The sequence below is a fragment of the Paenibacillus taihuensis genome, assembly GCF_003386535.1.
Taxonomy (GTDB): domain Bacteria; phylum Bacillota; class Bacilli; order Paenibacillales; family Paenibacillaceae; genus Paenibacillus_Z; species Paenibacillus_Z taihuensis.
In genome coordinates this window covers 21,863-34,404 of sequence record NZ_QTTN01000032.1, presented here as the reverse complement: position 1 = coordinate 34,404, position 12,542 = coordinate 21,863, and the positions used below count along the sequence as shown (strand labels likewise).

Genomic DNA, 12,542 nt, shown 5'->3' with positions numbered 1-12,542 from the left:
ACCTCACAAACAACAATTTTCTAGATGAATTCGGTCATTGAGCGAAGTTATCCTGCTCCGAATCAGAATAAAGGCAACCGACCTATCCTGGCCGGTTGCCTTCTTGTTGATAAGCACTATCGTTACCCGTTAGCTCGAGCGAGCTGGCGTACGTCGCCCATTCCCCTGTCCATCTTTGTTGTGTTATCTTTCTCCATTAGTTGAGAAAGCCGCCCTCTTCAAATCGTACGAGGTCGAGGTATAACCAATATCGGTTTCATAAATTCTTAAAAATACAAACCTTAACCAACCACCTTCGGGATTTTTATCATCAATGGTATCTGGAAATTCACTTGCATTTGTACAATCTCTCAACATTACTACTCGATAATTATTATGACGGGCTCCTACACACGTATGGAATAGACATGATTTTAAATGGAAACCAACAGTAATTAACGTATCAATGTTCCATGTTTTTAGATAATAATCGAGCATAGTTCCGTTGAATCCGTCTTTATGCGATTTTGGAATAACTGCCTCATTATCGAGTGGTCGTATAAGTGGATTAAACTGAGGGACCAAGGGTTTCCAACTATTTTCAAGATAGTCTAGTCCATGAATTTTGGTTGTTACATCATTTGGCCCTCCTACTCCATTAATAGCATTGTATAAATACACAATTCTCATGCCTGACTCCCTTGCTGTGCTTAATGCCGAGCATATCTCGCGCTCTACAACATGTTTCACAGCTGATGCTTCATCACAATCAACTAATAGAAACGCTGTTCTTTCGGGAACAATATTAATTTGCAAGTCAGGTTCAGCATTGTATTTTCTTACGAGTAACCTTAATTCCCTAGTATCTATTTCCATCTTCTAGCCACCTCTCTCATCCAAATTGCCCGCCCGTTGGTGCAGTGGAGAACTACTTGAACGGGTGAGTTAACTCGTCCCAACCTTCCTCAACACCTAGCGGTTTAAACGCACTTAATAGTTTCTGTGCCATTGAGATCGAGCCATCCCGATAAAAAACAAGTATATTGCCCATTCCATACGATCCTTCGGGAGGGATCGCCGAACATGTTGGACATGGGTCGCCTTGTACTGCCTTCCTATGTTCAACGTTCGAGAAAACGTATATCGTCATGTATCCAGGTTCAAGTTGATAAAGGTGTCGCTCAGCACCTTGCCTGCTCCAATCATACAGATTTTGGGATTCAGCCCTTTCGACATATTGAACCTCTGCTTTATTGAGAGCTGCTAATACATCGTTTAAAGTCAGCTTCTCTTTCTGCCTCTGAGGTGTCCCAATTTTAATTCCACAAGCAGATACAAAAATGACTAAAAATATGAGAACAAATAATTTCTTATTCAACATCTAACCCCCTTCCTTTTTTTAGTCATCGCGATACTATTGATTGATAAGTCATCTCCGAACCCGTTATATGGTAACCATCCTTATCATGCGTAATAACCTTAATGTAATTGCTGTTTGCATCAATAATCCATACCGTGTCTTTATCAATTTGAACAGTTGAAATTTCCTGGGGCATAGGTTGAATGGGTATACCTTGAACCATCACATCGTTATTGTTAAGAGGAACCACAACTTTATTTACAGCCCATATCGTTAGCACTGTAATCCAAATCATGATAATTAGTGCAAAATAATTTTTCGGCAACATCAAACGAACCCCTCCTCATTATCCCAAAAATTGGTATCCACCATTAGACGTTCCAAAGGTCATAAAGTTTCACTTCCTTAAAAAACAATTCCCACTCCCCCCCGTTACTTCAATAAAAAAAGCAGACCGCCGTTGCGATCTGCTGAGTCTACCTCTACCTACAATTACTATTTCTTTAACTCTGGCTCGGACTCGGCTTCGGTGACACAATATAGATTTCACGGATTTGCGTGTTTCCTTTTGTGTCAACATAGATCTTATATTCGCCTACTTCATACGTGCCTTTTGCGTTATTCTCGATAGAGAACGTTTTTTTGATTTCCTTAAATGAACCGTCGGAATACTTTTCCTTAACCGTGATAGTCAAGTTATTTCGATTACCTTTGAGTTTTTCTACGAAAGCCGTCGGCGTCGCGCCGATAACAGTGGCGGGAGGCGCAAGTAACGCCAGTAACTCTGCCTTAACGCTGCCTTCTGCCAAAATAGTGACAAAGTTGTGAGCCATAGCGATATCGGCAGCTGATCCAGACGCGAGAGCCTTTGAAACCGCGGCCCTTGCCGATGCTTCAAGCTTTTCATTGTATCCGCCATCGCTTAGCAGAAATAAATCCGTAAATATCTCTGAATTCTTCAATTGTCCGCTTGCAACTTCGAATGTGCCTCTGGAGCCGTCGGATTCATCCGGGCCGTCGGATTCATTGAGCATGATCGCTACTCCGATTCTTCCGTTCGCGAGCTCAGATGCAGGATTACGATAAAGCGTATTAAACGGAATCTTCAAATCGTAAATCGTCGTTTTCGTCTCTTCATCTCGCGTAACCTTTGCCACGATATCCGTAATCGGAGCAGTCGGCGCATTGCCGCCTGAAGGACGAGTCCAAGCCCATTTGATCACTTCGTTATCGTTATTGAGCGCGAATCCCAATTCATTCCGCGTCGTGCTGTCGGTTACCGGCTTACGCAAATCAACGCCTAACTGCAAATTATCCTCTCTCCATATATTCCCGCCCGTCTGGCTGTTAAAGTGCACGTCGTCCTTAACGACAATGTACGCGTATAAATTGTCGTCGTCCCATGCGAAACGCGATGCTGCACTGAGATCTTGCGGACTATCCCACGTTCCCGCTGTTACATAATCTTTGGTGTCCATAATGAATGCAGGAGTCGAGGCGCTCATGGCCGGATTTCCCGCGCCGGCGGCGCTTGCCTTCTCAGCGTAAGCCGCATCTAATTTTACCGTATAGGTGTATTCGTGCCCGTCTTCTAGCGCCAGCTTGAACGTGATCAGACCTGCAACATATGGCGGTAAGTCTACGGTTACGGATTCGCCTGCCGCAAGCGCGCCAAATGGGACCGGAACGAATTCTTCGGCATAAGCAGCCGGGGAAACGATCCTCAACGTTCCAGGCGCGGAAACTTTCCCGCTGACATTGTACTTGAAGTTGAATTGTTGCTGATCTCCGTTTTGGATGAAGTTAAACACGAACGGTTCCGCCAATAAATCCGAGCCGTAAATGCCATACGGGTTGCCTGCTGGCGTGCTGTTTCTCAAACCGGATGCGTAGTAATTGTTACTAAGCTCTATCGACGTGCCTCCGTCTCGCAGCATGGCATACACATTATTATTCTGACCATCCTTTGACGGCTGGAAGTAAGAAGAATATACTTTCGCTCTTCCGCCGTGGACGTCAATACCCGGATTGTTGCCGGGCAGCTGAGTAAAGTTTGCTTGCTGGAAGCGAACGATACCGTTATTGACCACCGCGCCTGCAAGGCTAGGGCTTCCCCATAATGCGCTGTTGTATAGAACAAGTTCAGCGTTCGGGTGAATTTTATCGGTATTAGGTGTATCGCCCATCCTTACATACGCTCTCTCCGGCTCCGTCGCAATGTTCGTATTAACCAATTCCGAGTTGATCGCGATGATTTTGGTGTGTTCGTCCGCGTCTTCCACGTACAAGGAATACGCGCATCCGTCCGAGCCGTGACCGATCATCGTCAATTTGCCAGGGTACGCATATTCGCCGTTCCCCAAGTCTCTCTTCAGGAAGTGTACACCGTAAACCGAACCGTAAACGAAGTTGTTGAAAATCGTCTCATCTTCCACGTCGGAAAATTTGAGCGCGCTGAGGTATCTTTGCACGAATCCGTACACATCGCCGGAAGGCGCCGTATAGCCTTGACCAGCTGGAAGTCTCAAAGCGTAATGCGGATTGAGCTGCATATTTCTGATGAATCCGCCTTCCGAGCCTCCTCCGACCCAGATGCCCGCTCTTAAGAGAGTGCCTCCTAAATAATCGACATAGTGACCGTCGGTTCGATAGGAAGACAGGTCTATGCCTTTATCCCCGATCGGGATCGTTAAGTTGATAGCATATACGCCTGCGCCTTGTCCTTGTACCAAGAAAGGCGTTTTAATCGTTTGGTCAGGATCGTTAAGATTGACGCTGGTGATATTCGCTTGTGTAATGCTAAGTCCTCTGAGTCCTGCGTTAGTCTGAAGCCGAATAAGAGAAGCTCCGTTCTCTCCCTGATCTCCACCGGTGTAAGTCGTGAATATCGCCGTGCCGCCGCCTTGCGTATGGTGCTGTACGTCCCATGTTCCTCTGACTTCTACGCCTTCGGGAACGTTTACGGGATGATCCAGCCGATATCTTCCGCCTGGTAGATAGACCGTGCCGCCTCCGTGATGAACTTTAATATAGTCAAGAGCATCCTGCAGTTTTGCGGATATGTCCACGGTCGGCGCGTTGGCTGTTAAGGAGCGCGGAAGGTCTAGTCTAAGCACTGCGTTCGATGCTGGTCTCGGGTGTACGTCAATATCTGTTTTTATGTCTTTCGGAATAAGTTCAAACAGATAATCGACGTCGTTAACGATTTGAACCTTAGTGTTATTGCCGTCAGCTTTAACGTCAATCTTAAGGCCGTCGATGTGATCGGCAAGATTGGCGCTCTCGATGTTAAGGTTATAACCGGAGTTCACCGATTTGAGCGATCCGAAGATTGCTCCGAGATGCGCATGTTTGGACGCCTGTTTGAAGTTGCTCTGACTGAACAAGGCGTTGCCTTGATTAAGGAAGTTCAGGGCATAACCGTCGCCATATTCGTCGAACGAACTATCCTCGAAGGAGATCACGCCGCCTCTGGCGTCACTTACAATCGGACCCTTGAATGCAACCCCATTGAATTGGACGGAAGTGTCGAAACGCTCGTTGAAGTAAGCTGAGGTGTCGCCTCCGAATTCCGAATTCGAGATCAGCAGCCCGAAACCGTTAACGCTGTCTATAAAGAGGCCTGTTTGACAGTCTTCTGTCGTTACTCCGTAGAACTGCGCGTTCGGAGATTCGTTGCCGCCCGGTTCTCTTCCGATCCACATCCCTGTCTTATACCCTGAAACGCGCAGACCGGATATATATTCCCAGTCCGAGCGGTGCATCATAAATCCGGTAGCGTTCGCTCTTGTATAGGCTTTCGCATCCGAAAGATTCGGTGCTCCTACAAGTCCTGAATTCGACCAGTATTTCGGATCGATGTCGACGTTCTCGATACGCCCGATGTCTGTACAGGTGTGAATGACGATGCCCTTGTAGAGAGCTGTTATATGGCTGTTCAGAACATAGTGCATTTCGCTCGGAAGGGAAATGAATCCTCCCCAAGAGTTGACGAGATTCACGTTATCCAGCGTCACGCTGTTTCCGGTTCTTTGATAGAACGTCCACGGATACGGAATGCCATGAATCGTCTCCGTTTCCCCTGTCTTCTGACCGTCCTCGCCTCTCACTTCTACTACGGTTTCAGCATTAAGATCCTGTTCGGGGTACCAGACGGAAAGGTTCGTTACGCCTGTTCCTTGCTCCATGTCGATAAATCGATCGGACACGTTGGCTACCTTTTTCCCGCCTGTTTGATTTTCACGCTCGTCGGAATCCACGTACGTGTCATAATTGGCGGTACCCTTGCCGGCGTATACAGCGAGTATGGTTCCATCGATTTTACCATCGTAACGATCAGCATCCGGGTTATCCCACTCGCCGCGGAGCTGTACGCCCGCTCGCAATTTCAAAACTTGCTTATATTCATAGGTTGTATTGCCGTTCGCGCTTTGAACGCTAACCGTGCCGGTCGTTTCCGTACGGAACGCATAAGTTCCCGCCGGAATATAGACTACGCCGCCGCCGTCATTATAAGCCGCGTCGATCGCCGCTTGGAAAGCCTCTCTGTTATCGACATTCGCTAAATGTTCCGTTGCTGCCATCGCTTCTGTTTTCGCGCCGAAAGCCAGAACGTTATAGTCCGATATCGCCCAATCTTTCGCGTCGTGTTCCTGTGCGATTGCCGTTCTCATGTAGTTGGCATAATCGTATCTGTCCGGAACCGTCAACTCGAACGACTTCGTCTCGGTTACGGGAGCCGCTGCCAGGCCTCTTCTAACCGTCGCCGTGAGCGTTACGGTACCACCGCTGTCCGGACGGTTCGTCGGGACTATGCCTGCAGCGCTTATGAGAGTAGCGTTGGACGTCGTCCACGTAATATCCGTCATATTCTCGCCCATCGACGGAAGAACGAGATTCGTCGTCACATTTGCCTGAGAAGCATTCACGCCTTTGATAGAATCCCATGTCAGTTTGTTGACCATATGACTTACTGCATCCGCATCGGTCCCAGTGCCCGTTCCGCGAACGACGATCGTAAAGGTTTTAACGACCGGTGCTGCAGTCCCTTTGCTTATTGTCGCGGTGAGTGTTACCGTTTCATTGTTTTCTTGACGTGCTACTGCGCCGTTATTGCTGCTAATTACTGTGTTATTGGTAGATGTCCATACAATGTTTGTTCTCGCCGAACCCGCCGTTGCAAGTGTCAAATCCGTTTCAACCAGATCTTGTCTCGTATTTGCACCCTTGATCGCATCCCAATTGAGCGCGTCCGAAGCCAGTTGTACCGCTTCTGCGTCCGTTGGCGGAATTTCGGTTATTCGGATGCTCTGGATAATTGCTCCCGCCGTAGCGAAACGGAGGTGCGCGCCTTGATTTTGCGCGCCTATCGCAAAATTAGCTCCGTTAAGCACAACCTTTGAGGTTACCCAAGCGCTTCCGCTTCCAGTCGCCGGAATGCTAGCCGCTCTATAAGCATCAAATCCGGAGAAACTGCCAGGATAGATGGTGTTATAGTGCACAGAAATACCGCCGGCTGCGCTAGGTCTCCAGTATGTGACCGCTAGTTCGACCTTGTTTACCGGCTTAAGCCGATCGTCGTCTACAATAACGTACATAAAGTCGCCAACTTTCACGGCGCTTACAGCGTTTTGAGTTACTTTTTCCACGGCTACGCTGTCTCCGTCGAGGCTAATGCCTATGCCATTGCCTTGAAGCTTGTTGCCCGATTGAACAAATGAGCCGGAATCGTTGAAGTCAATGAACACTCCGGCAAGCTCGTTAGCCGTGCTGGCTACTGTCAAAGCAAAAGGTACCTGAACAGGCGTTGCGCTGCCTTTGCTTACTGTCGCCGTAAGGGTTACGGCTTTGTCTGCGTCAGGGTCGCGTGTGACGTTACCCGTTGCGGTATCTATGATACCTGCCGGATCAGCCGACCATGCGATAACCGTATTATTAGTCCCCGATGTCGGAAGTGTTAACGCCGTTCTTACGCCGGATTGATTCGCATTCGCATTCTTGATCGTGTCCCATGTTAGATGAGCAGCTGCGTCCGTTACGGCTTGGTTGTCGTCAATATGCTCCACTTTAACTCTAGTATGCGTTCCTGCGAATGGATACTGCGTACTTTGAGCCGTGCGTGCGAACGTATAGTAGGTGTCGCCTGTTGGTTTAACAAATGTCGCAGAATATACGCCTGCATTGAGCGTACCTGTCATCCAATCGCCTTCAGCCGGAGTGCTGCCAGATGTGTTGATAGCGAACTGCACAGCCTGACCGTTAGCCGGCGCTGACGACGATAACGTAACGTTGTTAGCTGTCTCCACGTATGCGGGAATCGGTTTCGGCGAATCCATGGTGCTCTGGAAGCGCGGGTTCTTGATATAGATGTCGCCTTGGGGCACAGTCGGCCATTGCATTTGCAATCTTCCCGCGTCAACCGTGTCCAGATTGACGGGATTGAACCCATTCGAAGAATTTGCCGCCGATAATTGCGCATATACCGTAAACCATCCGTTAACAGGCCCGTTTCTCATTTCGCCTACGTTAAGGTTAAGACGAGAATTGGTATCCAGATTGTTGCCGCCAGCCGCTATGGCAATCCAGTTATTCCCGTTAAAATTCAAAAGGTCCGCATGAGTCACATACATATCGAACACAAAATACTGATTCGCGTAACCTAACAAATCCTGATTGCCGCTGCTATTAATAAAGCGGGCATCCCAGATCCGTTCAGCGCCTGCGCCGATTCTTCCAGCGCCCAACTTAAACGCGATATTTCCATCCGGCGCAACCGCAGTCGCTCCCTCATTTGTATTCGGGAAATAAGTCGCAGCCCGAGCGTTGACCGCAGCCGGCACAGCTTTCACCGTCACCGTAATCGCTTTCGAAGCGCTTGCGGCACCTTTGGTTATTGTCGCCGTGAGCACTACGGTTTTGTCTACTCCTCTATTAAATAAACGATCTACGCTTCCGGTGTTGCTTATTGCCGCATTGTCCGAAGACCATGCTACGTTCGTTGTTCCTATTGCAGCCGAGAGACTGAGTGGGGATTTCACATCGCTATCCAGCGTATTACTGCCTTTAATCGAATCCCATGTCAGCGACGCCGCCGCTGCATCTACCAATGCTTGATCGTCAATGGACGTTACGGTAGTTCTTGTCGATGCGCCGATGAAGTTGTAACTGCTGTCTGCTTTCGTGCGCGCGAATACGTAGTAGGTGCTTGCTGAAGGTAATGTGGCAAATTGATACGTATAAACGCTACCGTTGATAATTCCATCCACCCAACCGGATGCGGGAGCGTTACCGTCTTCGCTTATTGCAAATTCCACGGCTTGCCCGCTAGCCGGTGCGTTCGCAGTTACTGTTCGTGTTGCTGCGTCAAGTGCGGGAACCGATGTCGGTGAAAGCGGAACGCCTAACGTACTTTTCTGGAAACGCGGATTTTTAATGAAAACGGGGGTGCTAGGGACGCTAGTATTCCATTGCAGATGCATGGCCAGTCTGGTTACTTGGTCTAGCCAGGCGTCATTGAAATTCCCGGCTACGGCACTTGTCGACGATAACTTCGTATAGACCGTCGCCCATGTGCCCACCGCTGCATTTGTGATCCCGCTTAAATTAAGTTGAAGGCGGGAATCGGTATTAAACTTGTCCCCAGCGGGGTTACTGTCGCTTACGATGACGAGCCAATTGTTCCCTTGCATATTTTTAAAGCTCGCACTCGGAATGTACATCTCGAATACGAAGTATCCGTCTCTATAAGCTGATAAATCCTTTAGAGGCGATACGCTCGGCGTGAATAGGTTATCCCAAGGACCACCGCCCTTAGAGGTTCCGGTGTTTAAACTCCACGCTGCCTGTCCGTCCGGCGCATTGGTTGCTGTCGCCGTATTCCCATCAACACCTGCATTTACGGTCAAAAGCTGTACGGCATCTCCCCATGCCGCGCTGACTGACTTAGGTGGAGAAAACAATGAAAGCAGCATCGCTGTCACAAGCAAATAAGCTAATAACCTTCGTTTTATCATCCTAAAATTTCCTCCATATCTCATGCATTTTAGGTGTGGCTTGAGAACACTTTTCTTCTTTTACCCGCTACCGCATCACCTCTGCAATTCCAAATTTTCAATCCTGTAAAAGCGCACTCGTCAACAATCGACATTTTGTTAGCGCTTTCACTTTAAAACCTAAAAAAGGCATTTTACTACTTTGTTAACTCTGTAATCATTTTCCGGAATAATGCGTTTAACTATTGCGGTCTAGTCTTATCATACGAGTGTTGAAATCGAGTTTCTATGAGGCAATCTTCTCCTTACGAGGGCATTATTGTCCTGATGGAAACAGACAGCTACTAAAACACACGAAAAAGAAACTGAGAGAACATATACGTTCTCTCAGTTTCTTTTTCATTCTCTCAGTAATTTTCAATTACAAATAACCAAACCTCTCCGGCGAGAACGCCTTCTTGCACTCGACCGTCTGCTTCTCATCTAGACAATCTGCGACGAATCTCGCAGTTGCCGGGCTGAGCAGAATACCATTCCGGTAATGTCCGGCAGCCATTATCACACGGTCGGACGAGCTAAGCGGACCGAGCAGCGGGAAGCCATCCTGCGTGGAAGGGCGCAAGCCTGCCCAGCGATGGAACGGATCGCGATGCTCTAATTCTGGAAATAGCCGCCTGTTCCACTTCCGCAGCCGCTCGATGCCTTTGTCCGTCACCGAAGTATCGAAGCCCGCGACATCTTCGGATGCGCCGCAGACCAGTGTTCCGTTCTCCTTGGCAACTAAATATCCCTGACTGCTGAAGACCATGTGCCGCACCGGCAGTGCATCCGCTTCATATGCGCAAATCTGTCCACGAATCGGATACACCGGAATACGGATGCCAAATGTCTCCTCCAGCTCTTTCGCCCAAGCACCTGAGCACACAACCAGTCGGTCGCCGCTGAATATTCGTCCATCCGCTGCACGCACTCGAATTTCGGACTGCCATTCTGTCACGGCAAGCTGCTCCAGCTGCTCTATAATTTCCACACCCATAAGGCGGCAGCCTTGCTCCAGTGCCTTCACATAGTGCGGCGCATATAGATGGCTCTCTTCTGGTGTATACAGCGCCGCTCGTACATTCGAGGCCAAATTCGGCTCTAACCGCTGGAGCTCTCCGCCTTCAACGATGCGTGACGAAGCTCCGTGCCGGCACTGCCAGAGCTGTCTCCCTTCAAATGCAAGCAAATCCGCATCATGAAATACCGCGTAGAGACTGCCCGAATTCGTATATTCGAACGAATGTCCCGAAGCGAGCTTAACGGCAGCCTGCCACTCGGGATAGAGCTGCAAGCTCTCCAGACCTAACTGGAAAAAGGCATCTGGTCCTTCAACGTTCTCGGAATAAGGCGCAAGCATACCTGCAGCCGCGCCGGAGGCTTGCCCGCCGCAACGGCTAGTTTCCATTACCGTCACCTCGTGCCCTCTCTTTCGCAGTTCGAACGCGCAGGATAATCCGATAACCCCTCCACCCATCACGATCACTTGCTCTTTCATCCGATACTTACTCTCCCTTGCCTTCGAAGTTCTATCGCCTGCTCGTTCAGTTCAACTTGAATGCTTCGTAACCGCTGCTCGCCGATGCATACTTTTTCTTCTCCATTCGCCCCGACAGATAAGCAAGTCGCCCGGCTTCAATCGCTAGTCTCATCGCCCCCGCCATCCAGACAGGATCCTTCGCTTTGGCCACAGGCGTATTCATCAGCACAGCAGAAACGCCTAGCTCCATCGCCTGCGCAGCATCGCTGACTGTACCAAGACCTGCGTCGACGATAATGGGAACGCTAGCCTCCTCCACGATTAGACCAAGATGGTACGGATTTAGAATACCAAGTCCCGTTCCGATTGGAGCTGCACCGGGCATGACCGCAGCCGCTCCTGCTTCCTCAAGTCTTTTGCACATAATCGGGTCGTCAGTGATATAAGGGAGCACCGTGAAGCCTTCCTTCACCAATATTTCCGTTGCCTTGAGCGTCTCAATGGGGTCCGGCAAAAGCGTGCGCTCATTGGCGCTAATCTCCACCTTAATCCAATCGCTTAATCCCGAAGCACGAGCAAGTCGTGCGATTCGCACTGCTTCATCAGCTGTCCTCGCACCAGACGTATTGGGCAGATAAGTATAAGCTTCATCCTGCACATGCTGCAGAATCGAGTCGTCCCGGGCCGATTCGAGATTAATCCGCCGAATAGCGAAGGTAAGCACCTGTGCGCCGGATGCTTTGATCGCTTCCTTCTGCACGTGCGGATTCGGGAACAATCCCGTCCCGATGAAGAAGCGCGAGCTTAATTCTTGATTGCCAATTCGAAACAGATCCCTCATTAACCTCAGCCCCCTCCTACAAAATGAACCAGCTCAATCTGCATATGAGGATGCACCAAAGCCGATCCCCACTGCTCAGCCGTCAGCACAATGCCTCCCGCTTCGACGACTAGCGGCTTCCCCGTCAATCCGTAATGCGCGACGACATCCGCTATGGTCTGAACGTCGAGCAGCTCGCATTCCTTCCCGTTAATGACCAGCTTCATTGCGGGTAACCTCCTCCTTGTCCTTGCAGCCAAGCTTGGCGAGGAACGCCCTGCATGTGCCGCTCACATCGTCGCTGCCTACGATTTCACTCACCGCACAAATACGAGCTGCGCCGGCTGCGATAACTTCGTCCACATTGCTGAGCTTGATGCCCCCAATCGCGACAAAAGGAATGCGGATTTCCGCAGCTACCTCGCTCACATACGAGACGCTTACCGGATCGACGACATCTGCCTTCGTCGCTGTACGAAAGACTGGCCCAACTCCGATGTAATCTGCACCTTGCGCTTCCGCCAAACGTGCTTCCTCAATCGCATGGGTTGAGATTCCGATGATTTTATCGCCCACCAGCTTGCGCGCTTCTTCCAAAGGGAGGTCGTTCTGGCCCAAATGAATGCCGTCCGCATCTGCCTCCAGCGCAATATCAATATGGTCATTGACGATAAAAGTAACACCATGCTTACGCGTCAGCTCCCGCAGCGCCTGCGCTTTGCGGAGCAGCTCTTCCTTGCCGCTTGCTTTATCCCGCAGCTGAATGATATCTGCACCGCCGATAATCGCTTCCTCCATAACCTCGATCAAGTCGCGGTTCGGATGAAACTGCTCAGCTGTAATGGCATATAGTCGAAAATCTTTCATTTTCAG

8 protein-coding genes are annotated in these 12,542 nt (G+C 49.5%); all 8 read right to left on the bottom strand.

What is annotated here, in order from left to right:
* Nucleotides 1–183: 183 nt before the first annotated feature.
* Entirely contained in the window at nt 184–855 is a 672-nt protein-coding gene (locus tag A8990_RS22265) for an isochorismatase family protein (protein ID WP_116191258.1), read from the bottom strand.
* A gap of 52 nt (nt 856–907) precedes the next feature.
* A complete protein-coding gene (locus A8990_RS22260) occupies nt 908–1,360 on the bottom strand; it encodes a hypothetical protein (protein ID WP_116191257.1) in 453 nt (150 codons plus the stop codon).
* A 22-nt stretch (nt 1,361–1,382) separates the two neighbouring features.
* Nucleotides 1,383–1,667: a hypothetical protein gene (locus tag A8990_RS22255; protein WP_116191256.1), complete on the bottom strand. Its 285-nt coding sequence runs from the start codon at nt 1,665–1,667 to the stop codon at nt 1,383–1,385.
* Nucleotides 1,668–1,842: 175 nt separating this feature from the next.
* Nucleotides 1,843–9,351: an immunoglobulin-like domain-containing protein gene (locus A8990_RS31680; RefSeq protein ID WP_181909719.1), complete on the bottom strand. Its 7,509-nt coding sequence runs from the start codon at nt 9,349–9,351 to the stop codon at nt 1,843–1,845.
* Between the two features lie 400 nt (nt 9,352–9,751).
* Nucleotides 9,752–10,867 (bottom strand): glycine oxidase ThiO, encoded by a 1,116-nt coding sequence (thiO, locus tag A8990_RS22245; protein WP_116191255.1) that lies wholly within the window; start codon nt 10,865–10,867, stop codon nt 9,752–9,754.
* A 46-nt stretch (nt 10,868–10,913) separates the two neighbouring features.
* Complete coding sequence (locus A8990_RS22240) at nt 10,914–11,690, bottom strand: thiazole synthase (RefSeq protein ID WP_116191254.1); 777 nt, start codon at nt 11,688–11,690, stop codon at nt 10,914–10,916.
* 5 nt (nt 11,691–11,695) lie between these two features.
* Nucleotides 11,696–11,896, bottom strand: a complete 201-nt coding sequence (thiS, locus tag A8990_RS22235) for a sulfur carrier protein ThiS (protein WP_116191253.1) — start codon at nt 11,894–11,896, stop codon at nt 11,696–11,698.
* Complete coding sequence (gene thiE / locus A8990_RS22230) at nt 11,880–12,536, bottom strand: thiamine phosphate synthase (protein ID WP_116191252.1); 657 nt, start codon at nt 12,534–12,536, stop codon at nt 11,880–11,882. Before thiE ends, thiS begins: the two co-directional genes overlap by 17 nt.
* Nucleotides 12,537–12,542 lie beyond the last annotated feature (6 nt).

Coding starts and splice junctions, on each gene's coding strand:
- A8990_RS22265 (WP_116191258.1), bottom strand. CDS start 855: ATGGAAATAGATACTAGGGAATTAAGGTTACTCGTAAGAAAATACAAT.
- A8990_RS22260 (WP_116191257.1), bottom strand. CDS start 1,360: ATGTTGAATAAGAAATTATTTGTTCTCATATTTTTAGTCATTTTTGTA.
- A8990_RS22255 (WP_116191256.1), bottom strand. CDS start 1,667: ATGTTGCCGAAAAATTATTTTGCACTAATTATCATGATTTGGATTACA.
- A8990_RS31680 (WP_181909719.1), bottom strand. CDS start 9,351: ATGATAAAACGAAGGTTATTAGCTTATTTGCTTGTGACAGCGATGCTG.
- thiO (WP_116191255.1), bottom strand. CDS start 10,867: ATGAAAGAGCAAGTGATCGTGATGGGTGGAGGGGTTATCGGATTATCC.
- A8990_RS22240 (WP_116191254.1), bottom strand. CDS start 11,690: ATGAGGGATCTGTTTCGAATTGGCAATCAAGAATTAAGCTCGCGCTTC.
- thiS (WP_116191253.1), bottom strand. CDS start 11,896: ATGAAGCTGGTCATTAACGGGAAGGAATGCGAGCTGCTCGACGTTCAG.
- thiE (WP_116191252.1), bottom strand. CDS start 12,536: ATGAAAGATTTTCGACTATATGCCATTACAGCTGAGCAGTTTCATCCG.